The 26,905-nt window shown below is 65.4% G+C and carries 26 protein-coding genes; 11 read left to right on the top strand and 15 right to left on the bottom strand.

Annotation, left to right across the window (positions count from 1 at the left end):
- Nucleotides 1-99: 99 nt before the first annotated feature.
- Nucleotides 100-1,326 carry a UbiH/UbiF/VisC/COQ6 family ubiquinone biosynthesis hydroxylase gene (locus D4754_RS00415; RefSeq protein ID WP_121060543.1) on the bottom strand — a complete coding sequence of 409 codons (1,227 nt, stop codon included), beginning with the start codon at nucleotides 1,324-1,326 and terminating at the stop codon, nucleotides 100-102.
- An 84-nt stretch (nucleotides 1,327-1,410) separates the two neighbouring features.
- On the opposite strand from D4754_RS00415, the gene D4754_RS00410 reads away from it, so the two are divergent.
- From D4754_RS00410 to D4754_RS00395, 4 genes are all read left to right on the top strand, one after another.
- Nucleotides 1,411-2,739 carry an amidase gene (locus D4754_RS00410; protein ID WP_121060541.1) on the top strand — a complete coding sequence of 443 codons (1,329 nt, stop codon included), beginning with the start codon at nucleotides 1,411-1,413 and terminating at the stop codon, nucleotides 2,737-2,739.
- Between the two features lie 108 nt (nucleotides 2,740-2,847).
- On the top strand, nucleotides 2,848-4,029 hold the full coding sequence (locus D4754_RS00405; protein WP_121060539.1) for an aminotransferase class I/II-fold pyridoxal phosphate-dependent enzyme: 1,182 nt from the start codon (nucleotides 2,848-2,850) through the stop codon (nucleotides 4,027-4,029).
- A 16-nt stretch (nucleotides 4,030-4,045) separates the two neighbouring features.
- A complete protein-coding gene (locus D4754_RS00400; protein WP_121060538.1) occupies nucleotides 4,046-7,138 on the top strand; it encodes a DNA translocase FtsK in 3,093 nt (1,030 codons plus the stop codon).
- Between the two features lie 68 nt (nucleotides 7,139-7,206).
- Nucleotides 7,207-7,803 carry a LolA family protein gene (locus D4754_RS00395; protein ID WP_121060536.1) on the top strand — a complete coding sequence of 199 codons (597 nt, stop codon included), beginning with the start codon at nucleotides 7,207-7,209 and terminating at the stop codon, nucleotides 7,801-7,803.
- On the opposite strand, the gene D4754_RS00390 is transcribed toward D4754_RS00395, so the two are convergent.
- A complete protein-coding gene (locus tag D4754_RS00390; protein ID WP_121060534.1) occupies nucleotides 7,804-8,382 on the bottom strand; it encodes a transglycosylase SLT domain-containing protein in 579 nt (192 codons plus the stop codon). It abuts the gene before it with no gap.
- Between the two features lie 225 nt (nucleotides 8,383-8,607).
- On the opposite strand from D4754_RS00390, the gene hspQ reads away from it, so the two are divergent.
- Nucleotides 8,608-8,934, top strand: coding sequence for a heat shock protein HspQ (gene hspQ, locus D4754_RS00385; protein WP_121060532.1), 327 nt, complete (start codon nucleotides 8,608-8,610; stop codon nucleotides 8,932-8,934).
- Between the two features lie 244 nt (nucleotides 8,935-9,178).
- Here the strand turns inward: hspQ and D4754_RS00380 are convergent, their stop codons facing one another.
- Both D4754_RS00380 and D4754_RS00375 read right to left on the bottom strand, forming a co-directional pair.
- Nucleotides 9,179-9,649, bottom strand: a complete 471-nt coding sequence (locus tag D4754_RS00380; RefSeq protein ID WP_121060530.1) for an ATP-binding protein — start codon at nucleotides 9,647-9,649, stop codon at nucleotides 9,179-9,181.
- Nucleotides 9,650-9,691: 42 nt separating this feature from the next.
- Nucleotides 9,692-10,030 (bottom strand): STAS domain-containing protein, encoded by a 339-nt coding sequence (locus D4754_RS00375; RefSeq protein WP_121060528.1) that lies wholly within the window; start codon nucleotides 10,028-10,030, stop codon nucleotides 9,692-9,694.
- A 113-nt stretch (nucleotides 10,031-10,143) separates the two neighbouring features.
- Here D4754_RS00375 and D4754_RS00370 point away from each other — a divergent pair, with 113 nt between their 5' ends.
- Both D4754_RS00370 and D4754_RS00365 read left to right on the top strand, forming a co-directional pair.
- The gene (locus D4754_RS00370; RefSeq protein ID WP_121061549.1) at nucleotides 10,144-11,316 is read left to right on the top strand and encodes a thiolase family protein; all 1,173 of its coding nucleotides are present in this window, start codon (nucleotides 10,144-10,146) and stop codon (nucleotides 11,314-11,316) included.
- 156 nt (nucleotides 11,317-11,472) lie between these two features.
- Nucleotides 11,473-11,931: a GAF domain-containing protein gene (locus tag D4754_RS00365; protein ID WP_121060526.1), complete on the top strand. Its 459-nt coding sequence runs from the start codon at nucleotides 11,473-11,475 to the stop codon at nucleotides 11,929-11,931.
- Nucleotides 11,932-11,976: 45 nt separating this feature from the next.
- Here D4754_RS00365 and D4754_RS00360 read toward each other — a convergent pair whose 3' ends face one another.
- The gene (locus D4754_RS00360) at nucleotides 11,977-12,465 is read right to left on the bottom strand and encodes a DUF992 domain-containing protein (protein ID WP_121060524.1); all 489 of its coding nucleotides are present in this window, start codon (nucleotides 12,463-12,465) and stop codon (nucleotides 11,977-11,979) included.
- Nucleotides 12,466-12,686: 221 nt separating this feature from the next.
- Here D4754_RS00360 and D4754_RS00355 point away from each other — a divergent pair, with 221 nt between their 5' ends.
- Nucleotides 12,687-13,304, top strand: a complete 618-nt coding sequence (locus D4754_RS00355; protein ID WP_121060522.1) for a LysE family translocator — start codon at nucleotides 12,687-12,689, stop codon at nucleotides 13,302-13,304.
- Nucleotides 13,305-13,314: 10 nt separating this feature from the next.
- Here D4754_RS00355 and D4754_RS00350 read toward each other — a convergent pair whose 3' ends face one another.
- Nucleotides 13,315-13,725 carry a nuclear transport factor 2 family protein gene (locus D4754_RS00350; protein WP_121060520.1) on the bottom strand — a complete coding sequence of 137 codons (411 nt, stop codon included), beginning with the start codon at nucleotides 13,723-13,725 and terminating at the stop codon, nucleotides 13,315-13,317.
- Between the two features lie 98 nt (nucleotides 13,726-13,823).
- Between D4754_RS00350 and D4754_RS00345 the strand changes: the two genes are divergently transcribed.
- Nucleotides 13,824-14,474, top strand: coding sequence for a pseudouridine synthase (locus tag D4754_RS00345; protein WP_121060518.1), 651 nt, complete (start codon nucleotides 13,824-13,826; stop codon nucleotides 14,472-14,474).
- 196 nt (nucleotides 14,475-14,670) lie between these two features.
- Here the strand turns inward: D4754_RS00345 and D4754_RS00340 are convergent, their stop codons facing one another.
- Nucleotides 14,671-16,125, bottom strand: coding sequence for an aldehyde dehydrogenase family protein (locus tag D4754_RS00340; protein ID WP_121060516.1), 1,455 nt, complete (start codon nucleotides 16,123-16,125; stop codon nucleotides 14,671-14,673).
- A gap of 173 nt (nucleotides 16,126-16,298) precedes the next feature.
- Here D4754_RS00340 and D4754_RS00335 point away from each other — a divergent pair, with 173 nt between their 5' ends.
- A complete protein-coding gene (locus D4754_RS00335) occupies nucleotides 16,299-16,952 on the top strand; it encodes a peroxiredoxin (protein WP_121060514.1) in 654 nt (217 codons plus the stop codon).
- A 45-nt stretch (nucleotides 16,953-16,997) separates the two neighbouring features.
- Here D4754_RS00335 and D4754_RS00330 read toward each other — a convergent pair whose 3' ends face one another.
- The 3 genes from D4754_RS00330 to D4754_RS00320 form a co-directional block, all read right to left on the bottom strand.
- Nucleotides 16,998-19,055: a glycosyltransferase gene (locus tag D4754_RS00330; protein WP_121060513.1), complete on the bottom strand. Its 2,058-nt coding sequence runs from the start codon at nucleotides 19,053-19,055 to the stop codon at nucleotides 16,998-17,000.
- A gap of 129 nt (nucleotides 19,056-19,184) precedes the next feature.
- The gene (gene pnp, locus D4754_RS00325; RefSeq protein WP_121060511.1) at nucleotides 19,185-21,329 is read right to left on the bottom strand and encodes a polyribonucleotide nucleotidyltransferase; all 2,145 of its coding nucleotides are present in this window, start codon (nucleotides 21,327-21,329) and stop codon (nucleotides 19,185-19,187) included.
- Between the two features lie 220 nt (nucleotides 21,330-21,549).
- Nucleotides 21,550-22,014: a winged helix-turn-helix transcriptional regulator gene (locus tag D4754_RS00320; protein ID WP_121060509.1), complete on the bottom strand. Its 465-nt coding sequence runs from the start codon at nucleotides 22,012-22,014 to the stop codon at nucleotides 21,550-21,552.
- A gap of 82 nt (nucleotides 22,015-22,096) precedes the next feature.
- On the opposite strand from D4754_RS00320, the gene D4754_RS00315 reads away from it, so the two are divergent.
- Entirely contained in the window at nucleotides 22,097-23,506 is a 1,410-nt protein-coding gene (locus D4754_RS00315; protein ID WP_121060507.1) for an MATE family efflux transporter, read from the top strand.
- 69 nt (nucleotides 23,507-23,575) lie between these two features.
- On the opposite strand, the gene rpsO is transcribed toward D4754_RS00315, so the two are convergent.
- From rpsO to rbfA, 5 genes are all read right to left on the bottom strand, one after another.
- A complete protein-coding gene (gene rpsO, locus D4754_RS00310) occupies nucleotides 23,576-23,845 on the bottom strand; it encodes a 30S ribosomal protein S15 (protein WP_121061548.1) in 270 nt (89 codons plus the stop codon).
- Nucleotides 23,846-24,078: 233 nt separating this feature from the next.
- Nucleotides 24,079-24,594: a DUF1643 domain-containing protein gene (locus D4754_RS00305; RefSeq protein WP_121060505.1), complete on the bottom strand. Its 516-nt coding sequence runs from the start codon at nucleotides 24,592-24,594 to the stop codon at nucleotides 24,079-24,081.
- The gene (gene truB / locus D4754_RS00300) at nucleotides 24,591-25,493 is read right to left on the bottom strand and encodes a tRNA pseudouridine(55) synthase TruB (protein WP_121060503.1); all 903 of its coding nucleotides are present in this window, start codon (nucleotides 25,491-25,493) and stop codon (nucleotides 24,591-24,593) included. Before truB ends, D4754_RS00305 begins: the two co-directional genes overlap by 4 nt.
- Before the next feature lie 169 nt (nucleotides 25,494-25,662).
- Nucleotides 25,663-26,397 carry a phosphodiester glycosidase family protein gene (locus D4754_RS00295; protein ID WP_121061547.1) on the bottom strand — a complete coding sequence of 245 codons (735 nt, stop codon included), beginning with the start codon at nucleotides 26,395-26,397 and terminating at the stop codon, nucleotides 25,663-25,665.
- 59 nt (nucleotides 26,398-26,456) lie between these two features.
- Nucleotides 26,457-26,858, bottom strand: a complete 402-nt coding sequence (gene rbfA, locus D4754_RS00290; RefSeq protein WP_121060501.1) for a 30S ribosome-binding factor RbfA — start codon at nucleotides 26,856-26,858, stop codon at nucleotides 26,457-26,459.
- Between the last annotated feature and the right edge of the window lie 47 nt (nucleotides 26,859-26,905).

The raw sequence follows: 26,905 nt of genomic DNA, 5'->3' as shown, positions 1-26,905 counted from the left end.
CGTCGGGCCGCGGATCGCCCCCGGCCCGCCCGCCCGCCCACCCCAACGGCCGGACCGGCGATGCCGCCCCGGCCTCGCGTCCCGCGGGCGATCCGATTCTCAGAGGGTGTCGCCCTGCATCAGCCGGGGCAGGGTGCCGGACAGGCCTGCTGCCTCGCGGATGAAGGTTCGTCGCAGGCCGGGGAGGGACTGGACCAGCCCCATGCCCAGATCGCGGCCCATGCGCAGAAGCGGGTTGTCGTTCGAGAAGAGCCGGTTGAACCCGTCGGTGGCCATCGCCAGCGACACGGCATCGAACCGGCGCCATTCCTGGTAGCGCAACAGGACATCGGTCGCGCCGATATCTTCGCCCCGTCGCTTGGCGTCGGTCAGAACCTCGGCCAGTGCGGCGATATCGCGGAGCCCCACGTTCAACCCCTGCCCGGCAATCGGGTGCATCCCGTGCGCGGCATCGCCCACCAGCGCCACGCGCGGCGCGGTGAAGTCGTAGGCCAGCGTCAGGCCCAGCGGGTAGGAGAACCGCGCGCCGGCAAGGGAGAGATCGCCAAGATAGTCGCCGAAACGGGGACGCAGGGCGGTCAGGAAATCGTCGTCGTTCAGGGCCTGCAATTCGGTCGCGGCCTCGGTCGACGTCGTCCAGACGATTGAGGACCGGTCGCTCGTCAGCGGCAGGATCGCCAGCGGCCCTTCCGGCAGGAAGAACTGATGCGCGGTGCCGCCATGGGGCAGCGTGTGGCCGATGGCCGCGACCAGCGCCGTCTGCCCGTAGCTGCGGGTCAATCGCTGGATCCCGGCGCGGGTGGCGGTGCCGCTGCCGCGGCCGTCGGCCCCGATCAACAGGCGGCCCGACAGGCTGGTGCCGTCGTCGAGCTGCAAGGTCACGCCCGTGGGCCCAACATCCTGCGAGACGACCTGCCGGCCGTTCAACGGTGTCACGTTCGGGCTGGCTTCGACCGCGTCGAGCACGGCGGCGCGCAGGTGGCGGTCTTCGACCATGTAGCCCATCGGGCCTTCCTCGATCTCGGCATGATCGAAGCCCATCCAGAAGGGGCCGGGGCCCTGTCCTGCATGGCCATCGGTCACCCGGATTTCGAGGATCGGCTGTGCCTCGGCCGCCACCGCGGGCCAGAGCCCCAAAGTGGCCAGCAAGCGCTGGCTGGCCAGGGCCAGCGCGTAGCCGCGGCCGTCGAAGCCGGGATCGTGGCGCACGGGGGCGGGCAGGGCGTCGATCACGGTCACGCTGTGGCCCGCGCCTGCAAGCGCCAGGGCCAGGACCGGGCCGTTCAGACCGCCGCCGATGATGAGGATGTCGCTATCGCTTTCCATACCGTGGAATATGCGTCTGCCTGCGCCATTGTCCATATGCAGCGCTGTCGCTACCGTCCGGCCGGAACCGAAGGAGACAGGTACATGCAGGACTGGTTGACGATGAGCGCCGCGGATCTGGGCCGTGGGATTGCGGGCGGGAAGATTGACCCCGTCACGCTGACGGAAACCTTCCTGGATGCCATCGAACGCCATGATCTGAAGGACAGGATCTATGCCCGCCTGACGCCCGACCGTGCCCTGGCCGAGGCGCGCGCAGCATCTGACCGGGCCCGGCTGGGCCTGCGGCGGTCGCCGCTGGACGGTGTGCCGGTGTCGTGGAAGGACCTGTTCGACACGGCCGGCGTGGCGACCGAAGCCGGATCGGCCCTGCTGGAAGGGCGCATTCCGGATCACGATGCCGAAGTTCTTGTTACGGCAACCGGGCAGGGCACGATCTGCCTGGGCAAGACCCACATGAGCGAACTGGCGTTTTCCGGCCTTGGCTACAACCCGACCACCGAAACCCCGCCCTGCGTGAATGACCGCACGGCCCTGCCGGGGGGATCATCCTCCGGGGCTGCGACATCGGTCGCGTTCGGGCTGGCGCCGCTGGCCATAGGCTCCGACACCGGCGGATCGGTGCGCGTGCCCGCAGCGTGGAACGACCTTGTGGGCCTGAAGACGACCCATGGACGGCTGAGCCTGAAGGGCACCGTCCCGCTCTGCCACAGTTTCGATACCGTGGGCCCGCTGGCCCGCACGGTCGAGGATACGGCGCTTGCGCTGGCCCTGCTGGAAGGCGGCACGCCAGCCGACCTGCGCGGCGCGCGGATCAAGGGGCTGCGGATGGCGGTGCTCCAGACATCGGTCTACGACAATATCGACGACGCCCCGCGCACGGCCTTCGAGGCCGCGGTGGAACGCCTGAAGGCGGCGGGCGTGCAGATCGAACCGCTGGTGGTGCCGGAACTGGAAGAGGCGATGATGCTGTCGCCGGTGCTCTATCCCGGCGAGGCCTATGGCATCTGGCGGGAGGAGATCGAGGCCGCACCCGAAAAGATGTTCGACGAGATCCTGAAGCGATTCCGGCAGGGGCAGAATGTCTCGTCGGCCGATTTCGTGGCAGCCCGGCTGAAGATGCAGGAGGTGCAGGGCGTCTGGGCACGCGCCACGGCGGGCTATGACGCGGTTCTGTGCCCGACGGTGCCGATCATGCCGCCCAATCTGGAACGGCTGCTGACCGACGATGATTTCTACGTCAAGACGAACCTGATGGCCCTGCGCAACACCCGCGTCGCCAACCTGATGGGTCTGGCGGCGCTGACGCTGCCGTCGGGGACGCCAAGCTGCGGCATCTCGTTCATGGGCGCGCCCGGCTCGGAAGAGCGGTTGCTGAGGATCGGGGCGGCGGCCGAGAAGGCTCTGACCTGATTGCCACAATCGGCCCCCGGCGGGCACGAAGAACTGGACCGGGACAGGCCGTCGCGGTACTCTGCGTCCAAACGGGGCGAAAACGATCCCGTATCCGAGGCAGTACAGATGGATTTCCCCGAGCGGTTTTCGAACCTACCGGTCTATGCGTTTCCGCGCTTGCGGGAACTTCTCGACGCGCATGCGCCGGGCGGCGATGTCATTCACATGACCATCGGCGAGCCGAAGCACGCTTTTCCGTCCTGGGTGACGGACGTGATTGTCGAGCATGCCGCAGGGTTCAACAGCTACCCGCCCAATGACGGGTCAGACGAGCTGCGCGCGGCCTATGCCGGCTGGATCGCCCGGCGCTACGGCATGGCCGTGGATCCGGCGACGCAGGTCCTGCCGCTGAACGGATCGCGCGAGGGGCTGTACAACGTCGCCATGGCGCTGCTGCCGGAACATAAGAACGGCCAGCGCCCGGTCATCGTGGCGCCGAACCCGTTCTACCAAGTCTACATGGTCGCCGCGATTTCCATAGGGGCCGAACCGGTCTTTGCCCCGGCCACCGCGTCCACGGGCTATCTGCCGGATTACGCCGCGTTGGGGCCGGAGATCCTGAACCGGACGGTCGCGCTGTATATCTGTTCGCCGGCCAATCCCCAGGGGGCCGTGGCGACGGCCGAATACTGGTCGGATCTGCTGGATCTGGCCGAACAGTACGATTTCCGCATTTTCGCGGACGAGTGCTATTCCGAAATCTATCGGGATCAGGCGCCAACGGGCATTCTGGAGGTGTGTGATGCCCGCGGCACAGATCCCGACCGGGTCGTGGCGTTCCATTCGCTGTCCAAACGGTCGAACCTGCCGGGGCTTCGCGCCGGCTTCGCCGTTTCGGGGCCCGGGAATATCGCGCGGATGAAACAGCTCCGCGCCTACTCCGGCGCACCGCCGCCGGCCCCCTTGCAGGCCGCCGCCGCACGGGCCTGGGCCGACGAGGTGCATGTCGAGGAGAACCGGGCGCTCTACCGGGAAAAGTACCTGGCGGCGGACGATGTGCTAGGGTCCGTGCAGGGCTACAAGGGACCGGAAGCCGGGTTCTTCCTGTGGCTGCCGGTCGACGACGGGGAAGCCGCCGCGCTGAAGCTGTGGACGGAGACCGGCGTGCGCGTACTGCCGGGGGCCTACCTCGCGCAAGGCGAAGGCAGCGCCAATCCGGGAACGGGCTATGTCCGGGTCGCCATGGTGGCCGAAAAGACCGAGATGGTGCGCGGGCTGACGGCCCTGCGCGACTGTTTGTACACGTAGGGAGCCGCAAGACCGCATGGCGTATAACACAGGGGCACGGGATCCGCTGTTCGACAGCGAAATGCAGGCCACATTGCAGAAGCGGGGGCGCGAGCTGATCGGGCTGGCGCTTGTGCTGCTGTCCGGCCTTGTTGCGGTGATGCTGGCCACCTATTCGGTGGACGATCCCAACTGGATGATCTCGACCGACGCGCCGGTGCAGAACTGGACCGGGCGGTTCGGGGCCTCGATCGCGGCTTATCTCGTGTTCTTCCTTGGTGTGGCCGCATGGGCCTTCGTGCCGCTTCTGGTGGTCTGGGGCGTGCGGATGATGTTCCATCTGGGCGACGAACGCGCCGCCCGGCTGATCTTTGCGCCGATCTTCGTTTTCCTGCTGGCCGCGCCCTATGCGGCGACGCTGGTTCCGGATGCGGCATGGATCGCGGCCCAGGACGCGGGCCTTGGCGGCAAATGGGGCGACGTCGTGCTGGGCGTGTTGCTGACAGCCCTGCCGTTCGAGACGAGCTTCGCGCTCAAGGCCGTGTCACTGGCGCTTGGGGCAGGCTGCGTGTTCCTTGGGGCCTTCGTTCTGGGGTTCACCGGCAAGGACATCGGGCGCGGTCTGCGCATGGCGCTCTATGCGCTGGTGCTGGGCTACAATGGGTTTTTGCAGTTTGTCGGCCGCAGCGTGTCGCGTGCGCGGATGCCTGCGAAGACGGCAAAGGTTGCTGCCGAACCCGAAATGGCCGCGGCGCCCGACGCGCCGCCTGTCCAAAAACCGGCCCTGTCGGCCGTGCCGCCTGCGCCGAAAGGGGCGGCACCTGCCGCCGCGCCGTCCGCTCCGGTCGAAGAGCCGCCCCAGCCGCGCGGCGGTGGGCTGATTTCCCTGATCCGGCGGGCCAGCCAGTCCGATCCGATGCCCGAGCCCGAGCTTGTCGAATCTTACCCGCCCGACCATGGCGACGAGATGCCGGGCGGCGAGCGGATCAAGGCCAAGATCGCGGATGCGATCCGCGCCCGGTCCGGCGTTGCGCCCGAGCCCGCACCGGACGTCGAAGACTATGCCGACCGCCCGCTGACCAAGGGCCGCGGGCGGAGGCCCCAGCCGCTGCTGCTGGACGTGACACGCCGCCCGGGCCCGCTACGCTCGGAGCCGCCGCTGACCGGTGATGCAGGGCCCGCACCCGATCCGCTGATGCCCGCATCGGAAATCCCGCCTGCGCCGGAGATGCCGTCCGCATCGGACATGTACGAGCCATATGACGCGGAGATGCCGTCCGAGCCTGAGATGGACGAGGCCTATGACGCCATGACGCCCGACGCGCCGGCGCAGGCCGCCCCCGCGGCCCGGCCGATCATTCGCGATGCCTCGGGCTATGCGCCTGTCGATCACGATCCGATGGGTATCGTCCACGACCCCGACGACATGGATGACGATGATTCCGGCGATGACGAGGCCCCGCTGCCCCTGTCCGAACCCAGGCCGCAGATGTCGGCGCGGATCGCGCAGCCCGAGCCCAAGAAGGTCGTCCAGCACACCCAGCGCAAGGCACCGGCGCCCTCGCGCCGCGCCTCGGCCGAAGCGCAGCCCGGGCTGGCCTTCGAAGACAGCCACGGCGAATTCGACCTGCCCCCCCTTGGCCTTCTGACCAGCCCCGAGGTGATCGAGCGTCACCACCTGTCCGATGAGGCGTTGGAAGAAAACGCCCGCATGCTGGAAAGCGTGCTCGACGATTATGGCGTGAAGGGCGAGATCGTCAGCGTCCGCCCCGGCCCCGTTGTCACCATGTACGAACTGGAACCGGCGCCGGGCCTGAAGGCCAGCCGCGTGATCGGGCTGGCGGATGACATCGCCCGGTCTATGTCGGCCCTGTCGGCGCGTATCGCCACGGTGCCGGGCCGGTCTGTGATCGGGATCGAACTGCCGAACGAGAACCGCGAAAAGGTCGTGCTGCGCGAAATCCTGTCCACCCGCGATTTCGGCGACAGCTCCATGCCGCTGCCGCTGGCCCTGGGCAAGGATATTGGCGGCGATCCCATCGTCGCGAACCTGGCCAAGATGCCCCACCTTCTGATCGCAGGGACCACCGGGTCCGGTAAGTCTGTCGCGATCAACACGATGATCCTGTCGCTGCTGTACAAGCTGACACCGGACGAATGCCGGCTGATCATGATCGACCCCAAGATGCTGGAACTATCCGTCTATGACGGTATTCCGCATCTGCTGTCCCCTGTCGTCACCGATCCCAAGAAGGCCGTCGTCGCCCTCAAGTGGGTCGTGGGCGAGATGGAGGAACGCTATCGCAAGATGTCCAAGATGGGCGTCCGCAACATCCAGGGCTATAACGGCCGGGTCGAGGACGCGCTGTCGAAGGGCGAGATGTTCAGCCGTACCGTGCAGACGGGCTTTGACGACGACACCGGCGAACCCGTCTTCGAGACCGAGGAATTCGCCCCCGAACGCCTGCCCTATATCGTCGTCATCGTCGACGAGATGGCCGACCTGATGATGGTCGCGGGCAAGGAGATCGAGGCCTGCATCCAGCGTCTGGCGCAGATGGCGCGGGCATCGGGCATCCACCTGATCATGGCCACGCAGCGCCCGTCGGTCGACGTGATCACAGGCACGATCAAGGCCAACTTCCCCACAAGGATCTCGTTCCAGGTGACGTCGAAGATCGACAGCCGCACGATCCTTGGCGAAATGGGGGCCGAGCAGCTGCTGGGCATGGGCGACATGCTCTACATGGCCGGCGGCGCGCGGATCACCCGGTGCCACGGGCCCTTCGTGTCGGACGAGGAGGTCGAGGAGGTCGTGAGCCACCTGAAGACCTTCGGGCCGCCCACCTATGTCGGCGGCGTGGTCGAAGGACCGGACGAGGATGCCGAAAGCAACATCGACGCGGTTCTGGGCCTGGGCGGCAATACCGATGGCGAAGATGCGCTTTACGATCAGGCTGTCGCGATCGTGATCAAGGATCGGAAGTGCTCTACCTCCTATATCCAGCGGAAGCTTGCCATCGGCTACAACAAGGCCGCGCGACTGGTGGAACAGATGGAGGATCAGGGGGTAGTATCGTCGGCGAACCATGTCGGGAAACGCGAGATCCTGGTGCCCGAACAGGGCTGACCATGGCAGGCGCGGGCCTGCCACCCTATCTAGGGGGAAACGCCTCCCGGCCCGATCAAGGAATTCGGATGTTTCGCACTGCTCTCATGGCGGCCCTGACCGCCATCCTGATGGCCTCTCCCCTGGCCGCCGCCGAAAAGCTGTCCCTGCAGGAACTGTCGTCCTACCTGCGCGCGCTGAAGACGGCGCAGACCTCGTTCACGCAGGTGAATTCGGACGGGACGCTGGATACCGGGAAGCTGTGGATCTCGCGCCCCGGCAAGATGCGCTTTGAATACGATCCGCCCAACGGCGCCACGGTCCTGTCGCGCAACGGCGCGGTCGAAATCCACGATCCGAAATCGAACCAGGGTCCGGAGACTTATCCGTTGAACCGCACGCCGCTGTCGATCGTGCTGGACGGCAACCCGGACCTGACCCGGGCCAACATGGTCATGGGACACGGGTTCGACGGCACCGCGACGGTGGTCACGGCGCAGGATCCCGCCAACCCCGATTACGGCAGCATCGACCTGTTCTTCACCGGCGATCCGGTGGAACTGCGGAAATGGGTGATCAACGATTCCTCGGGCCAGCGGACGACCGTGATCCTTGGCGCGCTGGAAACGGGCATGTCGCTCCCCAGCAGCCTGTTCACGGGGCCGAAACGCTCGTCCGGCCGGTGATTACCGGCAGGACCTGAGCTGCACTTCGTAGATCTTCGACCGCTTGTCGACCCTGTTGGCAACGGCCACCAGCCACGTCTTGCTGTTGTAGGACCCCCGCGCATAGCCGGCGTGGCCTTCGTGGTAGGCCAGGTACTGGTTGCGCGCGTCGGTCAGGGCGATGCCGTTCCGGGTCTTGGTCTGGTTCATGTACCAGCCCATGAAATCCGTCGCATCGTTGATCCGGTCGCGCTTGGCACGGCGGTTGCCGGTCTTTTCGCGGTATTCGTCCCACGTGCCGTCCAGCGCCTGGCTGTAGCCGTAGGCGCTGCTCATCCGGCCCATGGGGATCACACCCAGCGTGTACTGGAATGGCGTCCGCGCGTCGGCGCGAAAGCGGCTTTCCTGATGGATGGTGGCCATCTGCACATGCACAGGCACACCCCAGCGCTTCTCCGTTCGTTTGAACGCGCGCATGTATTTGGGACGCTCGTCAGCGATGCTGCATGCGTCATCTAGGTTTCTCGGTGGTGCCTTGTAGCCGCCGCCGCACGACGCCAGCATCAAGAGTCCGACCACCGCTATCAGAGATCTGCTCATTTGCCTCAAACGGTGTTGTTTTTTGTTGAATCTACACTGAAAACGCCCGCTTTGGAAACATGTTCTCGTGAACGGCGTTCCAAGTAGGCGGGACAGCGTCATTTACCGGGAATTCGGGGCGGAAGTTCACAGACTGTTTCCCTTTTGCGCCCGGCTTCCGGCTCACTCCGCATGGACAAAGGTGGGCAAAAACGGATAAACCTGCCTTTGAAAGGGCACGAAGAAATGTACAAGACGCACGCAAAATACAATCTTGGTCAGATCGTCCGTCACAAGAAGCATCCCTTCCGTGGCGTCATCTTCGACGTCGATCCGGAATTCGCCAACACCGACGAATGGTACGAGGCGATCCCCGAGGAAAGCCGCCCGGCGAAGGAACAGCCCTACTACCACCTGCTGGCCGAGAACGACCACAGCTACTATGTGGCCTATGTTTCGGAACAGAACCTGATCGCCGACTACTCGGGCGAACCAGTGGATCATCCCGACGTGCCTGACCTGTTCGGCACGTTCGAGGACGGGTCCTATTCGCTGCATTTCCAGATGAACTGACCGGTCCCGGCGGCGGGGCATGCGCCCTGCGCGGGAGGTCACCGGCGCCGCGTATTGGGTGGGGGCATGGGCACGCGACGCCGGGGAAGCTGTTTCCAGCTACAAGAGATTTCGTACCCCGCCAATCGGGCGGGCTTGTGGAGCCATTGGGGCCGTTTTCGGGCAATGCTGCGACGGGTCGGAACATGGGACCCCGGGCCTTGCCTGTTGCAGGCTTGGCGCGGGCGACCGTCCACCGACCGGCCTACCCGAACATCGTTTTTCGGCAGGGCGCATTCGCCGGATCGAGATCCATCCTGAGGTAAAGAACATTCACCCCGCTGATGTGGCGATAGCGGACGGCGCCTGTCAGGTCTCGAATCAGGGACCAGCCGAACCCGCCCTCCGGCAGGCTGTCGAGCGAGCCGCTGAGGTCCAGTTCCACGAAGGGCGGCAGGCGCTTGCCCGGGAATGGGCGGCCCGTGTCGCGAATGGTGACGACCAGGTGGGACCTCGTCCGGCGCAGCCGCACGCGGATCTTGCCCCCGGGCCGGGCCGCATAGGCGTGTTCGACGACATTGTTCAGCGCTTCGGCAAGGACGATCTCGATGCAGCCGCCCATGTCGGGCCCGATTTCAAGCTCGGGCAGGCGGTGGGTCAGGCCGGCGAGCGCCCTTCGCGTTGCCACGTCAGTGGCGGCGAAGTCGAACTCCAGAATGCGGCCTGTCGCTGTCATGCCGGCTGTCCCGTCCGGTTGAAAGTCATGCCACCCGGTGGCTCAGGCCGCGGCGGCCGAAACCGCCGTTTCTGCATCCGGGTAGATCTTGAACACGGTGTCCATCCGGGTGAGCTGGAAGACCTTTTTCACCGTGGAGGTCAGCCCGGCAAGATCGAGTTGCCGTTCCTCCCCCAATTGCTTGCGGATCGCGACGATGGCGCCAAGCCCGCTGGAATCGATGAAATCGACCTTGGAAAGATCAAGGATCACCCGCGGCGCGCCATCCTGCGTTGCGGCCCGCATGTCTTCCTTGAACTGGATGGCGATGGCTGCGTCGATCCGATCGACATCCACATTTACCACGCTGACATCACCCATTGTCCGGCTCGTCAAACTCATCGCTGGCTCCTTCAGGCAGCTGTTCAAAGACGGAGCCTAGACGCCAATCCTTAGCATTCGGTATGCAGGGCCGGAATAAGGCGCGCCACGACGGCGCGGATCAGGAGGATTTCATGAAGAACGTGGTAATCGCCGGTGCGGCGCGGACGCCGATGGGCGGCTTTCAGGGTATCTTTGCGGGTGTCACGGCCTCGGAACTGGGGGGCGCTGCGATCCGCGCGGCGCTGGAGGGCGCGAAGGCCGCGACGGTGGACGAAGTTCTGATGGGCTGCGTTCTGCCCGCGGGACAGGGCCAGGCCCCGGCGCGGCAGGCGGGCTTTCACGCCGGTCTGGGCGAAGAGGTGCCGGCCACGACGCTGAACAAGATGTGCGGGTCGGGCATGAAGGCGGCGATGCTGGGTTTCGACCAGATCGCCCTTGGCCAGACCGAGGTGATGGTAACCGGCGGCATGGAGAGCATGACCAACGCCCCCTACCTGATGCCCACCATGCGCGCTGGCGCCCGGATGGGCCATGCGCAGGCGATGGATCACATGTTCCTCGACGGTCTGGAGGACGCCTATGACAAGGGCCGCCTGATGGGCACCTTCGCCGAGGATTGCGCCGAGAAGTACCAGTTCACCCGCGAGGCGCAGGATGAATACGCGCTGGGGTCGCTCTCGAACGCGCTGGCGGCGATGGAAAGCGGCGCCTTCGGGGATGAAATCGTGTCGGTCACGGTGAAGTCCCGCAAGGGCGAAGCGGAGCATGGGGAGGACGAGCAGCCGAAAAGCGCGCGGCCGGACAAGATCCCGACGCTGAAGCCCGCCTTCCGCAAGGACGGGACGGTGACAGCGGCGAATGCGTCGTCGATCTCGGACGGGGCGGCGGCGCTGGTGCTGGCGTCCGAGGAGGCGGCCCTGGCGCGCGGGCTGACGGTACGGGCGCGGGTTCTGGGCCATGCCTCCCACGCGCAGGCGCCGGCATGGTTCTCGACAGCGCCGGTGCCTGCGGCGCAGAAGCTGCTGGAACGGATCGGCTGGTCGGTCGATGACGTGGACCTGTGGGAAGTGAACGAAGCCTTTGCCGTGGTGCCGATGGCCTTCATGCAGGAGATGGGCCTGCCGCGCGAGAAGGTGAACGTGAACGGCGGGGCCTGCGCGCTGGGGCATCCGATCGGCGCGTCGGGCGCGCGGATCATCGTGACGCTGTTGAACGCGCTGGAAAAGCGCGGGCTGAAGCGCGGTGTGGCCGCGATCTGCATCGGTGGCGGCGAGGGCACGGCCATCGCCATCGAGCGGGTCTGAGCGTAGCGGGCGGAAATCTCGCCCTCGGCGGGCCCGCCCGCCCAACCCTCGGCCCGTGCCTGCGGCACGGGCCGACCCGCCTCGGGCGAGATGGGCGCGGTGCCCGCCCCCGGGACCCGGGGCGGGTGCTGGACACGAACTGGAAAGGGACGGCTGATGGCCCAGGTGGATTATTCGGAACTGACGAGGACCGTCGCCTCGCTGGTCGAAGGAGAGGCGGACCCGGTCGCTCTGATGGCGACGCTGGCCTGCGAGGTGCATCACGCGGATGACCGGTTCGACTGGACCGGGTTCTATCGTGTGGTGTCCGAGGGCCTGCTGAAGATCGGCCCCTACCAGGGCGGCCATGGCTGCCTGACGATACCCTTCGACAAGGGCGTCTGCGGCGCCGCGGCGCGGACGGGAAAGGTTCAGCTTGTCCCGGATGTCGACGCGTTCCCCGGGCATATCGCCTGCGCCTCATCGACCCGGTCGGAACTGGTTCTGCCGGTGTTCAACAGTGCGGGAGAGGTGATTGCCGTCTTCGATATCGACAGCGACAGGCCGGAGGCGTTCACGGAGGCGGACGCCGACGGCCTGTCAGGGATCCTGGCCCGGACGTTCGGGCGGATCTGAACCGGGTGCAGCGCGCACCCGATTCGTCGTTCCAGCGTCAGCCGATCAGCTGGCGGGGACGTAAACGAGCTTCACCGTTTCTACGGCCAGTGCCACGTTGGCGCCCGACTGGGTCGAAACGCTGAACGGCTGCAGGGCGAACGAGTTGTCGAAGCCGCCGATCAGTGCGTTTGCACCGATGCCGCCGGCCACGGTCACTTCGCCACCGACACCTGCATAGGTGCCTGCCAGTTCGCCCGCATCATGCTTGCCCGTGGTTGCCAGGACCTTCCACGTGATGTGGCTGCCAGTGGTCTTGCCGATGTCGATGCCGACCTTGGTGATCTTGCCGGTATAGGTCTGAACGCCGCCATCCTTCGCGTCGTAGGTGCAGGTCATTTCCTTCTGCGACCCCAGGATCAGGCCCAGACCGCCCTCGACGTCGCATTTCAGAGTGCCGACTTCGATACGATCCTCTGCCATTGCGGGCGCAGCCAGGGCCAGGGATGCAGCGGCGGCGGCCGCGGTCGAGGTGAGGATACGGAACTTGGTCATTGTCTACTCCATTTAGTGGGTCGCCGAACGGACCCGAACAGTGGCGGCACCGTAGCGGGTTATCCGACTTTGGGAAGTCTGAATTGGAAACGTCACGAATTCGCGATTGTTCCGAATTTCCGGAAAAAGGTGATCCAAGGTCGGCCATTGAGCGTCGCAGGACCCGGGCCTATGGTCCGCCCGGCTGGATTTCCATGAAACCATGATCGGAGTACGCTTCTGTGAGCGTCGATGCCTGGATCGTCTTTTCGCTGTTCTGGGTCGTCTTCGTGACGACGCCCGGGCCGAACGCGGTGAACTGCATTTCCAACGGGCTGGCCTTCGGTTTCGTGCGGGCGCTGCCGGGCGTGCTTGGGATCCTGACCCAGGCGACATTGTTCATGATCCTGTCGGCGCTTGGCGTGACGGCGCTGCTGGTGGCGGCGCCGCAGGCGTTCATGGCGCTGAAGATCGCGGGCGCTCTGGTGCTGATCGGGCTGGGAATACGGGGCTGGCTGGTTGCGGGCAAGACGGTCGAGCTGACCGAGAAACCGGCCAGCCATATCTACCTGCATGCACTGGCAGTGGCGACGATCAACCCGAAAAGCGTGGCCGGCTACCTTGCCGCCTTTTCGCAGTTCGTCGAACCCGGCGTGCCGATCTGGACGCAGATGCAGGTGATCGTGCCCACTGCGCTGGTCATCACCGCGATGAGCTATTGCAGCTACACCGCCCTTGGCGCGCTGATGGGGCGGTCGGCGCTGGCCGCCGTCTTCAACGTCTGGGTGCGCCGGCTGCTGGCCGTGTGCTTCGTGATCTACGGCATCCTGCTGGGGTTCAGCGATCTGCCGGCCGGTTAGGATTCCGACCTTACGAGAGGGCCTTCCGGAACTCGGCAAAGCGCGGATCGGTTGAGACGCGTTCATTCATCGCCTCGCGCAGGGCGGAGATGGATTTCAACGGGCGCATGACGACCTCGAATGTTTCGATCAGCCCGTCGTCATTCAACGTCAGAAGATCCACGCCCACGGCATCGAGATCCCCGATCTTGCACTGGAATTCCAGCGCCCAATCGTTGCCGTCACCCATGATGCGCCGATAGCGGAAGTCGGAGAAGACCTTGCCAACATGCCCCAGCACGGCGGCCACGGGCGCGCGGCCTTCCCACGTGGCCCAGTAGGTGGGCGGCTGGAAGCGAACGTTTTCGGCCAGAACCTCGTGGATCAGTTCCTCTCGGCCTTTGGAGACGATCTCGACAGTGCGAGCGATGGTTGGGTGCATGGTGGGGTCCTCCCTTTCCGGCAGAGTGGCTCCGCACCGTGGCTGCGGCAAGGATGACCTTGGGTTGCCGGGGCGGGACGAGGGCGGTAGGACGCGCCATGGCCGAGAGTTCCGAGTACAATCCGCCGCAGGATCCACTGGAGGTCCTGCATCACGACGCCGACATTGTGGCGGTGATGAAGCCCGACGGGCTCTTGTCGGTGCCCGGGAAGGGCGCGCATCTGGCGGATTGCATGATGGCACGGGTGCAGGCGGCGTTTCCGACGGCGCTGACGGTGCACCGGCTGGATCGGGATACGTCGGGGGTGATGATCTTCGCGATGACGCCTCATGCGCAGCGGTTCCTGTCGATGGAATTCGAAACGCGGCGCACGCGGAAGACCTACGTGGCGCGGGTGGCCGGGCGGCTGGAGCCCAGAACGGGCACGGTGGATCTGCCCCTCACGGTGGACTGGCCGAACCGGCCGCGGCAGATGGTCTGCCAGGAGACCGGGCGCGAGGCGCTGACCGACTGGCGTGTGCAGCGCTGGGAGGACGGGGCGACGCGGGTGAAGCTGAGTCCGAAGACAGGGCGCACCCACCAGTTGCGGGTGCACATGCTGGCGCTGGGGCATCCGATCCTTGGGGATCCGCTTTATTCCGGTGGGCTGGACGAGGCCCCGCGCATGATGCTGCATGCCGAGGAACTGCGGATCGCATCTCCGGATGGCGGCCCATCCCTGAGATTCCGCGCAGCACCGAATTTTTAGCACGCGGCGCGTTGCGCGCCGAATCGCGCCTGAACCGGTCGGTGCAGGCCGCAGGCCTGCGCCGGGGTGGGTGGGCGGGCCGGTGAGGGCGCGATTTTCCCACACCCGACCCATGATCCGCCGTTATCAAGCGGAGCGCGCCTTGCGGCGCGCACACGATGCTACGCGCCGGGCAGGGCCCGGCGCGTACGCGGCGTTACTCGGCCGCGTGGGCTTCGGGCGTCCAGCCGCTGACGGCCTTCACTTCCAGGAAGTCCTCGATCCCGAAGACACCGCCTTCGCGGCCGTTGCCCGACATCTTCATGCCGCCGAAGGGTGCACCTGCGCCGCGGGGCTGGCCGTTCATTTCGACCATGCCCGACCGCAGGAGGCGGGCCATGCGGTTGGCGCGGGCACCGTCCTGCGTCTGAACGTAGTTCGTCAGGCCGTAGGGCGTATCGTTGGCAAGTGCGACGACCTCTTCCTCCGTCTCGAACTTCATGATCGACAGCACGGGGCCGAAGATCTCCTCGTTCGCGATGGTCATGTCCGGGGTCACGTCGGCAAAGACCGTGGGTTTCACGAAGAAGCCGCGGTTGAAGCCGTCCGGGCGGCCCGTGCCGCCGGCGACAAGGCGCGCGCCTTCGTCGATGCCCTTCTGGATCAGCGCCTGGATCTTGTCGAACTGGGTCGCGTTCACGACGGGGCCGATATGGCGGCCTTCGTCATGGGCGTTGCCCACGGTGACCATGCCGGCCACTTCCGCCGCCGTTTCCACCGCCGCATCGTAGACCGAGCTTTGCACCATCATCCGCGACGGCGCGTTACAGCTTTGGCCCGAGTTGTTCATCATGTGCAGAACGCCACGCTTCACGGCCTTTTCGTCGGCATCCTGGAAGATCACGTTGGCGCCCTTGCCGCCAAGCTCCAGGTGCACCTTCTTCAGAGTATCCGCGGCGGCGACCGAGATCAGCTTGCCCGCGCGCGTCGAACCGGTGAACGAGATCATGTCGACATCCGGATGGCTGGACAGCTGTGTGCCCACGCCGGCCCCGTCACCGTTGACAAGGTTGAAGACACCGGCGGGGAAGCCCGCGGCATCGACCAGTTCGGCGAAGATAATCGCGTTCAGCGGGCTTTCTTCCGAAGGCTTCATCACCATGGTGCAGCCGGCAATGGCTGCCGCGCCGAATTTCAGCGTGATCTGGTTCATCGGCCAGTTCCACGGCGTGATCAGCCCGGCCACGCCCACGGCTTCATAGATGATGCGGTCGTTCGGGGCATGATCGCCCAGCGGACGGTCGAATTCGAAGCCCTTGGCGGCCCGCACGAAGTTCTTCAGGTGGCCGATCCCGGCACCGACCTGCGCGGTGCGCGCCAGGTCGATCGGCGCGCCCATCTCGGACGTCATCGCCTGGGCCAGATCCTCGGCCCGGTCCTTGTAGACCTCGATCAGCTTTTCGACGTAGCCGATGCGCTCGGCCGGATCCAGCGCCATCCAGCCTGGAAGGGCGGCCTTGGCGGCGGCCACGGCGGCGTCGGTGTCGGCCTTGTCGCCCAGCGAGATCACGGCGCAGGGCTCTTCCGTCGACGGGTCGATGACCTGGTGGTCGCGCGCGGTGGCGGGGGCGACCCATTGGCCGTTGATGTAGAAATCGCGTTTCTCGATCATGACGATACTCCCTCGAAAACGGATGGCCCCGGCAGTGGGTCCGGCGGGGCGGAATCGCGCGTACTCTGTCATCCGTCAGGATCGGGGGCAAGAGAGTGGGTGAAGCTCCCGCCGCGTCCGGCTAGGATGCGCCGCGACTCACCCACGACCACCCGTGGCAAAGGAGGACCCCAATGAGCCTGCGCATCAACGACACCGTGCCCGATTTCACGGCCGAGACCGATCAGGGACCGATCAGCTTTCACGATTTCATCGGTGATAACTGGACGATCCTGTTCTCGCACCCCAAGGATTACACCCCGGTCTGCACCACCGAATTCGGCGCCGTCGCCCAACTCGCCGACGAATGGGCCAAGCGCGGCACCAACGTGATCGGCGTTTCCGTTGACGGGATCGAGGATCACCGCGGCTGGAAAGGCGATATCGAGAAGGTGGCGGGCGGCCCCGCGGCCTTCCCCATCATCGCGGATGAAGGGCTGGAAGTGTCCAAGGCCTTCGACATGCTGCCGGCCGAGGCGTACCTGCCCGACGGGCGCACGCCGGCCCACAGCGCGACCGTGCGGTCGGTCTTCATCATCGGGCCGGACAAGCAGCTGAAGCTGTCCATGACCTATCCCATGACCGTCGGCCGCAACTTCGCCGAGGTGCTGCGCGCGCTGGACGCGCTGCAGATGTCGACGACGAACGGCGTGGCGACACCGGCGAACTGGAACACGGGCGACGACGTGATCATCCCGACGGCGGTGTCCGACGAAGACGCCAAGGCCAAGTTCGGCGAGTTCACGACCGTGCTGCCCTACCTGCGCATGACAAAATCGCCGGAATAACCGGCCAGACCGGCGGCTGCACCTAGCGTGCGGCCGCCATTCCGCTCAGCCGGTTGTATCCTGAGCGTCCAGAAGCCCCTTCGCGCGGCGGGTGTCTTCCATTTCCTTGCGGATGATTTCCCCGTCGATGCCATCGAAGCGGCACGCCAGATCGTACATCACGTCGGATTCGTGCTTGTTGTTGCCCACGGGCGATTTCTTGAGGAACGGAAAGCGGTGCTTTTCCCACAGCAGTTCCGGCACCACGTAGCTGACACCGAAGCGCGCGACCGTGGCCAGGATCAGCTTGATCACTTCGTCCCGGGCCGCCGGCGACTGGCGTGCGTCGAGATAGGGCAGGGTGGAATCCAGCACCTGCTTCATGATCCATTCGTTCAGGTAGATCATGTTCCGCGCGTAGTAGTTCAGCTCGTCATCCGTGCAGCCGTTCAGCGTGTCGGGCAGGGTGCGGATGTCGTAGGTCGCGCCGTGTGAAAATCCCTTGTCGATGGCAAAACGGCTCATGCCCATTTCGCCGTAACGCACGACCTTGTTCTTCTTTTCGGTCAGCTGGTAGCCCTTCCAGAAGCGCGTGTATCGCTTGTCCTGCAGGATCCGCGGCCCGACCGAGATCGCGTAGGAGCAGTAGTGAAACTCGCTCAGCGTCGGATCGAAATCCCATTTGATCGTTTCATAACGATCGCGCGCCACCTTGGGGATGCCGAAGCTGGTGGCGGCGCCGACATAGTCGAGATCCTGTTTTTCCGCTTCCAGCAGCCAGTTGTCGGTTTCTGGCAGCGGGAACCACGATGAATCGTTCAGGAACACCAGCCGCTCCAGCGTGCCCAGGAGCGGCCGCAGAGTCAGGAAGCCTTCGCGGTAGCCACCGAAATCGTAGCCGATGTTCGGGCGCAGGATGTAGCGCCAGGACACTTCGCGCAGGTAGTCCGCATCCTCTTCGCTGATCGGCAGGTTCGACACGACAAGCGGCGCGTAGCCGGCCGCGCGAATGTGTTCGAGCGAGCGTTTGTGGCTTTCCAGAAGCCCGCGGCTTGGGAAGATCAGGTAGACGGCGATCTTGCCGGCCTGGGGCACCTGACCATCGAACACGTGGATGTTCTTGGCCTGGAACACATCGTAGAACAGCGTCGCGAAGAAGTAGTTGTAGATCCCGCGCGGCACCGCAAGGATCTGGTTGAACAGCCGCGTGACCTCGCGCTTGATCTTCCACCAGGGCAGGCGGCTCGACTTGCGAACCATTTCGCTGGGGTGCGTGTATCGTTTGGCCGGCTTTCGGACGCCTTCGAAAAAGCCAAGATTCTTGGCCCGCCGTTGCGGCGACGTCAGATTTTCCGGGGACAGAAGCTGCGCGATGGCGCGAAGGTTCGATCGGATACGCGGGAAGGGGCGTTCATAGGTCTTCAGCGCGTTGACGCGGGACTTGCCCAGGTGAAACGCCTTGAAACGAACGACCTCGGGGTTCTTGCCCGATGACGTCCCGGCCGCGTGCGTGACATGCGCGTCCGGGATGAAATACAGCTTGATGCCGGCCTCGCGCATCCGAAGCGACAGGTCGTCGTCCTCGTGATACATGAAGATCTGCGGGTCGAACTGGAAACGCAGCAGCAAACGTTGGCTCGCAAAGATCGCCGACCCGCTGAGGACGGGCACCTGCGTTTCTCCGTCCGGCCAGCCGCGCGGCAGCCATTCCTTTCGGGGCAGCAGGACCGAACGCCGCTTGAAATAGGGCGTTCCATCGGCATTCGAAATGCGGGGATTGTAGGCCGCCGGCAGTTGGTGGCGCTTGACGGTCTCCAGAAGCGCTTCGATGGCGCCTTCATGGACGATGATGTCGGGGTTCAGAAGGAAGACAAACTCGGTTTCGACCTGCTTGACGCCGAAGTTGCAGGCGTTGCCGAAGCCTTCGTTCTTGTTGTTCCGGAAAATCCTGATCCGGCCCGGCTGCGCCAGAGCGTCCAGCGCCTCACCATCCTGCCCGGCATTGTCGACGATGACGACGTTCACATCGGCGGGAAGCGATTCAATGAGTTTCGGAAGAAGTCCGGAGCTGTTGAAACTGACGGTGACGACTGTGACATCGGCAAGCGCGAAGCTCTTATCCATCCCTGAGATTCCCGTTGCGTTCCGAAACCTTGGTACTGGTTACTGTCGATATAACGTCCGGCCCGGAGACGCCATGACGACGACTGCGCACCGGAAACCCGGTGCGCAGCAATTTTGAAGAACCGAGCCTCAGCTGGCGTCTTCGGCTTCTTTCTGGCCCGGCGCGACTTCTTCGCCGGTTTCCTGATCGACGACCTTCATCGACAGGCGTACCTTGCCGCGATCGTCGAAGCCCAGAAGCTTGACCTTCACTTCCTGGCCTTCCTTCAGAACGTCCGAGGGATGGTTCAGGCGGCGGTTTTCGATCTGGGAGACGTGGACCAGGCCGTCGCGCTTGCCGAAGAAGTTCACGAAGGCGCCGAAATCGACGATCTTCACGACCTTGCCGGTGTAGACCTTGCCTTCTTCCGGCTCGGCCACGATCGAATAGATCATGTCGTAGGCACGCTGGATCGCTTCACCGTCGGCCGAGGCGATCTTGATCACGCCATCGTCGTTGATGTCGACCTTGGCGCCGCTTGTTTCCACGATCTCGCGGATGACCTTGCCGCCGGAACCGATGACTTCCCGGATCTTGTCGGTCGGGATCTGCATGGTCTCGATGCGCGGAGCATGTACGGAGAACGCGTTGGTTTCCGCCAGCGCCTTCGACATCTCGCCCAGGATGTGCATCCGGCCGTCCTTGGCTTGCGCCAGGGCTTTCTCCATGATCTCGGACGTGATGCCCGCGACCTTGATGTCCATCTGCAGCGAGGTGATGCCGTTGGCAGTACCCGCGACCTTGAAGTCCATGTCGCCCAGGTGGTCTTCGTCACCCAGGATGTCGGTCAGGACGGCATAGTCGCCATCGTCTTCCAGGATCAGGCCCATGGCCACGCCGGCAACCGGCGCTTTCAGCGGAACGCCTGCATCCATCATCGACAGCGAACCGCCACAGATCGACGCCATCGACGACGAGCCGTTGGATTCCGTGATCTCGGACACGAGGCGGATCGTGTAGGGGAAATCGGTCGCGGCAGGCAGAACCGCCTGCAGCGCACGCCACGCCAGCTTGCCATGACCGATTTCACGACGGCCGGGGCCGCTGACACGACCCACTTCGCCGACCGAATAGGGCGGGAAGTTGTAGTGCAGCAGGAAGTTCGATTTGAAGTTGCCGTGCAGTGCGTCGATGAACTGTTCATCGTCGCCCGTGCCCAGAGTCGCCACGACCAGCGCCTGCGTTTCACCGCGGGTGAACAGCGCCGACCCGTGGGTCCGCGGCAGCAGGCCGGTTTCGGCCACGATCGGGCGGACCTGCGTCGTCGAACGACCGTCGATCCGCTTGCCGCCTTTCACCACGTCGCCCCGCAGGATCGACGCTTCCAGCTTCTTCATCGCGGAGCCGAGGTTGCCGTCTTCCTTCTGCTCGTCGGACAGCTGGCCCAGGATCGCTTCACGCGCGGCGGAAACGGCGGTGGTGCGTTCCTGCTTGTCGGTGATCGCGAAAGCGGCGCGCATCTGCTCTTCACCGGCGGCCTTCACGGCAGCGTACAGATCGGAATAATCCGGCGGGGTGAAGTTGAACGGCTCTTTCGCGGAGGTTTCAGCCAGCGAGATGATCAGGTCGACGACCGGCTTGATCTGCTCGTGCGCGAAGTTCACGGCGCCCAGCATTTCGGCTTCGGTCAGCTCGTAGGCTTCCGATTCCACCATCATCACGGCGTCGCGGGTGCCCGCAACGATGAGGTCGAGCCGCTGGTCCGGGTTCGAGCGGATGCCCTGCATGTCGTCTACGGCCGGGTTCAGCACGTATTCGCCATCCGAGAAGCCAACGCGGCAGCCGGCGATCGGGCCCATGAAGGGGACGCCGGAAATCGTCAGCGCGGCCGAGGCGGCGATCATCGCGACGACGTCGGGATCGTTGACCTGGTCGAAGGACAGAACGGTGCACATCACCAGCACTTCATGCTTGAAGCCGGGGACGAACAGCGGGCGGATCGGACGGTCGATCAGGCGCGCGGTCAGCGTTTCCTTTTCGGTCGGCCGTGCCTCGCGCTTGAAGAAGCCGCCCGGCACCTTGCCGGCGGCATAGTATTTTTCCTGGTAGTGGACGGTCAGGGGGAAGAAGTCCTGGCCGGGCTTCTGCTCCTTCGCGAAAGTCACGTTGGCCATGACGGTGGTTTCGCCCAGCGTGGCGATGACCGAACCGTCGGCCTGACGGGCAACCTTGCCCGTTTCCAGCGTGAGCGTTTCATCGCCCCACTGCATTGTCTTCGTGGTCATGTTGAACATTTGCGTATCCTGTTCGGGAGCGCTCCCGGGCGTATCCCGGGTCTCCCATGTCATTGGCGGCCCCATTGCCGCCGACCCCACTCATCCTTGATGTCGCGTGCCGGGGTCCGGGGCACACTTTCAGATGCGCGGGCCATATCCGAAAAGCGCCCGCTTTGGAACTGAATTTTTCATGTGCCTGTCCGGTCCCGGCAAGCGCCCTTGCCCGAGCCCACGAAGGTCAGCCCGCCTTGTCCGATGGTTCGCCCTGCGCCAGCGCGCGGGTGTTTCTGACCGTGACCGGAGCGCCGGAGGTCTGATCCACCAGAAGCGGCCGGATCGGATCCCCTGTATCGGTCGAGACGAGCGTGACCGAGTGCCCGGTTTCCGATGGCACATGGGTATCGGCCCAGTCCATCAGCGACACCAGCGTCGGGAAGAAGGCACGGCCCGCGTCCGTCAGCCTGTATTCGTGGCGGACGGGGCGGTCCTGATAGGCCTCGCGTCGCAACAGGCCGCCGCTTTCCAGCGTGCGCAACCGGTCGGCCAGAACGTGGCGGGTGATGCCCAGCCGCTCCTGGAACTGTTCGAACCGGCGGATGCCGAAGAAGCAATCGCGGAGAACAAGCAGCGTCCACCTGTCGCCCACCACGGAAAGTCCGCGGGCCACGGGGCAGGTCTGCTGTCTGAGTTCGGTCCATTTCATGGAGAGAGTATAACGCAGCTTGACGGGTTCCGAAAGGGAACTTACCGTAAGTTCTAATTTAGAACTGACCTGGAGATCCGTCATGAACCAGACCGTTTCCCCGCTCGCGGCAGGCATGCCCGCGCCATCGGCGGCGGCTTTGAGGTCGGCGGCACGCACGCGGATGCTGCTGGAGGGTCCTGTCGCGGGCACGCTGGCGAAGCTGGCGCTGCCGAACGCGATGTCGATGCTGGTGATGGCGGCGTATTCGATTGCCGAGGCGTTCTATGCCGGCCAGCTGGGGGTCGACGCGCTGGCCAGCCTGGCGCTGGTCTACCCGCTGGCGATGCTGACGCAGATGCTGTCGGCGGGCTCGATGGGTGGCGGAATGGCCGCTGCGGTGGCGCGGGCGCTTGGGCAACACGATGCGGAAAAGGCCAGCCGGATCGTCGTTGCGGCGTTCGTGATCGCGTTTGTTGCGGCGTCGGTTTCGGCACTGATCATGATGGCGTTCGGCCCGGCGGTCTTCCGGCTCCTGGGGGGCACGGGAGCCGCGCTGGACGGCGCGGTGGGCTATGCCGCCATCTACTTTCCCTTCTGTTTCGCGATCTGGTTCTGCAACGCCGCTTTCAGCGTGCTGCGCGGCAGCGGCAACATGGGCGTTCCCGCAGTCTTGCTCGTCGCCGTGTCGCTGAGCGCCGTGCCGATGTCGGGGGCCCTCGCGCTGGGTTGGGGCGCGCTGCCGTCGCTGGGGATCGCCGGGCTCGCGCTGGGGCAGGTGATCGCGTTCGGCGCGGGCGGGGTGCTGGCCGTAGGCTACATCGTGTCGGGCCGGGCCGGGCTATCGCTGAAGGGCGCGGTGCGCGGGCTTCGGTGGCTGCACTTTCGCGAGATCCTGAAGGTTGGGATGGTCGCGTCGCTCAACCCGCTGCAGACGGTTCTGATCGTCGTGCTGATGGTCGGGCTGGTCGGCCAGTACGGGCCGGAGGCGCTGGCTGGCTACGGGCTGGGCGCGCGGCTTGAATTCCTGATGGTCCCGGTCGTTTTCGGCATCGGTACGGCGATGACCGCCATGGTGGGCGCCAATATCGGCGCGGGCGCCAGCGCCCGGGCGTTGCGCATCGCGTGGACCGGGACCGCCGGCGCGGCGGTGCTGGTGGGCGGCATCGGCGTGATCATGGCACTGGCGCCGGACCTGTGGCTGGGCCTGTTCCTTGATCCGTCCGAAACGGGCGCATGGGCGGCCGGCCGCGCCTATCTGCAGATAGTGGGTCCCGTTTATGGCGCATTCGCCGTTGGCCTTGCGCTTTACTTTGCCGGCCAGGGGGCGGGCCGGGTGGCCTGGCCGGTTGCCGCGGGCTTTGTGCGGCTGGTGGTGGCCTTCGGTGGCGCGCTGGTGCTGGCGCGTGTCACCGGGCTGGGGGTCGAGACCGTGTTCATCGCCATAGCCCTTTCGATCCTCGCCTATGGCGGGATCACGGCGGCATCGGTGTGGCTGACGTCCTGGCGTTGAGAAAGCCCTTTGAAACGCGAAAGGCCGCGATCCGGAGACCGCGGCCTTCTTAATTCCGATGCGCAGCGTTTAGCGGCGGATGCCGAGGCGGCCGATCAGGTCCTTGTAGCGGGCCTCATCCTTTGCCTTCAGGTAATCCAGCAGCTTCCGGCGCTGGGCGACCATCTTCAGAAGGCCACGGCGGCCGTGGTTGTCCTTCTTGTGGGTCTTGAAGTGTTCCGTGAGCGTCGAAATCCGCGAGGTCAGGATGGCCACCTGCACTTCGGGCGAACCGGTGTCGCCGTCCTTGGTGGCGAAGTCCTTCATGACGCGGGCTTTTTCTTCGGCAGTGATCGACATCGGGATCTCCTTGAGGTTCAGGGTTATGGCGCAGGCCGGGATGTCGTCCAGCACAGGCCCGTGGAGTGTCAGGTTCCGGCACCTTCGTGAGTCGGGCCGGGACGACGCGCATTAGAAGGTTGGGGACGAAAAGGCAAATGGTTTCGGGTTTCCTGGCCGGGCCGCGCGCCTGTCCCGCTCCCGCCCGCCCTCCCCGCGGGACAGGCGCGCGGCGGTTCGCTTGAAGGCCGCGGTCAGGTCCAGGGGATGGGCCGGGTGGCGTAGCTGACATAAAGCGGATGGCGGGGATGGCCGGCCTTGGTGAGGCCCAGATGGGCCACCGGCGTTCCCGCTTCGCCCAAAAGCGCCGCGATTTCCGGGCCGCGGTTCCTGTGCGCGCCGTGCACGCCCCAGGCAGCGAGGACGAGATCGGCCCAGGCTGCGCTTTCCAGCACCCGGACTTCGTTCTCCGGCCCGTCCGGTTCGGCGGCACGCTTCAGATCCCGTGGGTCAGTGGCGCGCCAGGCGAAAAGGTTCGTCACGCGGAACGCACCATAGCCCCACGCCCGCGCCCGGCGTTCACAGCGTTCGATGGTGGGATCGTTCCGAAGCTCGGACGCGGTTGACGGGTTCAGCATCACGAAGGTGATCCGCCCCGCCGACGCGTCCCATTCCCGGGTCAGGGCATAGCGGTAGCGTTCGCAGGCCGAATAGACCGCCGTCGACCGCGTGCCGTCCGCGTCATGCGTCCGTTCGACCGGTCCCGTCACGTGGTGTTGAAAACGCGGGCCGGATGCAGCTCGCCCGATCTGTAGATGCCCACGGCCACCGCGCGGCCGTCCGAGGATGCCCAGGCCTCGTCGCCATATTCCACGTCTCCCGGCAGCACCTGCCCGGGATTGCCGTTGCGCAGACGGACCGTCCCTTCGGGAGTCGCCTTCAGCTCCGGCAGGTCGACGAGACCGGTTTCCAGCGGTTGCAGGTGGGTGTCGAGCTCTGGCGTGCGGGCCATCTCCTCGATCATGTCGAGCGTCAGGCCGTCTTCGGCATCGAAGGGCCCGGACCACGTGCGGCGCAGGGTCAGGACATGGCCGTAGCAGCCCAAGGCTGCGCCCAGGTCGCGGGCGATGGCGCGGACATAGCCGCCCTTGCCGCAGATCATTTCCAGTTCGACATGGTCCGCGTCCGGGCGGCCTGTCATCAACAGCTCCTCGACCCAGAGCGGGCGGGCGGCGAGCGTGACCTCTTCCCCGTCGCGCGCGCGTTTGTAGGCGCGCTCGCCGTCGATCTTGACCGCCGAGAAGGCGGGCGGGACCTGCTGGATATCGCCCACGAAGGCGCCGAGCGCGTCCTTGATCTGGTCATCCGTGGGGCGGAGGTCGGAGGTGGACAGCACCTCGCCTTCCGCATCGTCGGTATTGGTGGACGCGCCCAGCCGGACCGTGAAGCGGTAGGCCTTCAGCGCGTCGGTCACGTAGGGCACGGTCTTCGTGGCCTCGCCCAATGCAATGGCCAGAACGCCGGTCGCATCGGGATCGAGCGTGCCGGCATGGCCGGCCTTCTTGGCGTTGAACGCCCAGCGGACCTTGTTGACCACTGCCGTGGATGTCGGGCCGGCGGGCTTGTCCACCACCAGCCATCCGGAAATGTCGCGCCCCTTGCGTGCCATTCTGTACGTGCCGATCCTGTTCGTGAGGTGCGCCACCTATCGCCGGGGCGGGGGTGCGGTCAACTGCTTTCGGGGATGAAAGAGTGGTTGGCGTGGCAGGGGGCTCTGCCCCCGTCCGCGCTTTGCGCGGACTCCCCGGAGGTATCTTGCGACCAAAGAAGTTGAGGGATCAGTTCTTGTCGGTGACGACGCCCACGATGGGGCCGAGCTGGCGGCCCAGGTCGCTACGATTGATCTGAGGCGCATGAAGGCGGGAGACGCTGCCATCGAAATAGAGCGCATTGGGTGTTTTGAGGATATCGCGGAAAAGGGTGCCGAAATCGTGGAAGTTGACCGCCTGGCGCGAGATCGCGAAGACCACGCGGCTGCCGTCGGCCGAGGTGCCGACGCCGTTGCGGACATGGCGCGACGTGCTGTCCTTGATGAACCGGGGATGCAGTTTGCCCGCGATCACCAGCATGGGGCCGGACTGGGTGGCAAAGGTGCAGGCCGGTCCGCGGTCCTGGAAATCTTCGGTCTCGTAGACCTGGGCGCTGCCGTCGCCCACGCAGAAGATGCCGTTCGGGACCATGCCAAAATTTCCGGGACCGGGGCCGGGGACGACGTTCATGACTTCGGTCCCGTTTTCGACGTACAGGCCCACCGGCGCGCGGTCGGCGTGGTACATGCCGGCGTTCATGGCGAAGGCCAGCGTCTTGCCGTCTGCTTCCAGCGCGCTGTCGACGGCCGAGAAATGGCCATAGGGCAGACCTTCCTTGTCATAGAGGAAGAGGCGAATGTCCTCCTGCGCCGGGTCGACCTCGCAGACGGAATAGGTGGCGCCCTTGTGGGTGATGTCCTTGCAGTCCACGGCATGGGCCTTCGTCAGCGAAAGCAGGAGGAGGACAAGCGCAGCCAGCACCAGCAGGGCCGCCTGGATCAGCGGCGCGTGGCCCGGGTGGGATGCGCTGTCAGCGCACCGCCTCACGTGTCGAGATCGCGGCGCACCGCTTCCTGATCGAACAGGCGGCGGGTGTCGTCCATCTGATCGAAGGTCTCGTCCAGCCGGAAGCGCAGGTTCGGGGTGTGCTTCAGCGCCATCTTGCGGCCAAGTATCCGCCGCAGTTCCGCCCGGTTGCGGCTGAGAAGCTCGATCACGTCCTCCTGCCCCTTGCCGCCCAGCGGCAGCACGAAGGCGGTGGCGATCTTCAGATCGGGAGAGGTGCGGACCTCGCCCACCGTGATCGACAGCCGGTTCAGCTCCGGATCGTGGACGTCGCCGCGGGCCAGAACCTCGGACAGAGTCCGCCGGATCAGCTCTCCCACGCGGAGTTGCCGCTGGGACGGGCCGTGCGAAGTGCCATCGTTGGTCCGGGGTTTTGCCATGGGTCTCCCTCTACGCCCTCGGTGGGGCTTTGCCAAGGCAGGGAAGA

The sequence above is a fragment of the Chachezhania antarctica genome (assembly GCF_003646465.1).
GTDB lineage: Bacteria > Pseudomonadota > Alphaproteobacteria > Rhodobacterales > Rhodobacteraceae > Chachezhania > Chachezhania antarctica.
Note: the sequence above shows the minus strand (reverse complement) of the source record. Positions and strands in the feature narration are given on the sequence as shown.

What these genes read in the sequence shown, in the direction of transcription:
- D4754_RS00415 (WP_121060543.1), bottom strand. Translation starts at nt 1,326, where the DNA reads ATGGAAAGCGATAGCGACATCCTCATCATCGGCGGCGGTCTGAACGGC.
- D4754_RS00410 (WP_121060541.1), top strand. Translation starts at nt 1,411, where the DNA reads ATGCAGGACTGGTTGACGATGAGCGCCGCGGATCTGGGCCGTGGGATT.
- D4754_RS00405 (WP_121060539.1), top strand. Translation starts at nt 2,848, where the DNA reads ATGGATTTCCCCGAGCGGTTTTCGAACCTACCGGTCTATGCGTTTCCG.
- D4754_RS00400 (WP_121060538.1), top strand. Translation starts at nt 4,046, where the DNA reads ATGGCGTATAACACAGGGGCACGGGATCCGCTGTTCGACAGCGAAATG.
- D4754_RS00395 (WP_121060536.1), top strand. Translation starts at nt 7,207, where the DNA reads ATGTTTCGCACTGCTCTCATGGCGGCCCTGACCGCCATCCTGATGGCC.
- D4754_RS00390 (WP_121060534.1), bottom strand. Translation starts at nt 8,382, where the DNA reads ATGAGCAGATCTCTGATAGCGGTGGTCGGACTCTTGATGCTGGCGTCG.
- hspQ (WP_121060532.1), top strand. Translation starts at nt 8,608, where the DNA reads ATGTACAAGACGCACGCAAAATACAATCTTGGTCAGATCGTCCGTCAC.
- D4754_RS00380 (WP_121060530.1), bottom strand. Translation starts at nt 9,649, where the DNA reads ATGACAGCGACAGGCCGCATTCTGGAGTTCGACTTCGCCGCCACTGAC.
- D4754_RS00375 (WP_121060528.1), bottom strand. Translation starts at nt 10,030, where the DNA reads ATGAGTTTGACGAGCCGGACAATGGGTGATGTCAGCGTGGTAAATGTG.
- D4754_RS00370 (WP_121061549.1), top strand. Translation starts at nt 10,144, where the DNA reads ATGAAGAACGTGGTAATCGCCGGTGCGGCGCGGACGCCGATGGGCGGC.
- D4754_RS00365 (WP_121060526.1), top strand. Translation starts at nt 11,473, where the DNA reads ATGGCCCAGGTGGATTATTCGGAACTGACGAGGACCGTCGCCTCGCTG.
- D4754_RS00360 (WP_121060524.1), bottom strand. Translation starts at nt 12,465, where the DNA reads ATGACCAAGTTCCGTATCCTCACCTCGACCGCGGCCGCCGCCGCTGCA.
- D4754_RS00350 (WP_121060520.1), bottom strand. Translation starts at nt 13,725, where the DNA reads ATGCACCCAACCATCGCTCGCACTGTCGAGATCGTCTCCAAAGGCCGA.
- D4754_RS00345 (WP_121060518.1), top strand. Translation starts at nt 13,824, where the DNA reads ATGGCCGAGAGTTCCGAGTACAATCCGCCGCAGGATCCACTGGAGGTC.
- D4754_RS00340 (WP_121060516.1), bottom strand. Translation starts at nt 16,125, where the DNA reads ATGATCGAGAAACGCGATTTCTACATCAACGGCCAATGGGTCGCCCCC.
- D4754_RS00335 (WP_121060514.1), top strand. Translation starts at nt 16,299, where the DNA reads ATGAGCCTGCGCATCAACGACACCGTGCCCGATTTCACGGCCGAGACC.
- D4754_RS00330 (WP_121060513.1), bottom strand. Translation starts at nt 19,055, where the DNA reads ATGGATAAGAGCTTCGCGCTTGCCGATGTCACAGTCGTCACCGTCAGT.
- pnp (WP_121060511.1), bottom strand. Translation starts at nt 21,329, where the DNA reads ATGTTCAACATGACCACGAAGACAATGCAGTGGGGCGATGAAACGCTC.
- D4754_RS00320 (WP_121060509.1), bottom strand. Translation starts at nt 22,014, where the DNA reads ATGAAATGGACCGAACTCAGACAGCAGACCTGCCCCGTGGCCCGCGGA.
- D4754_RS00315 (WP_121060507.1), top strand. Translation starts at nt 22,097, where the DNA reads ATGAACCAGACCGTTTCCCCGCTCGCGGCAGGCATGCCCGCGCCATCG.
- rpsO (WP_121061548.1), bottom strand. Translation starts at nt 23,845, where the DNA reads ATGTCGATCACTGCCGAAGAAAAAGCCCGCGTCATGAAGGACTTCGCC.
- truB (WP_121060503.1), bottom strand. Translation starts at nt 25,493, where the DNA reads ATGGCACGCAAGGGGCGCGACATTTCCGGATGGCTGGTGGTGGACAAG.
- rbfA (WP_121060501.1), bottom strand. Translation starts at nt 26,858, where the DNA reads ATGGCAAAACCCCGGACCAACGATGGCACTTCGCACGGCCCGTCCCAG.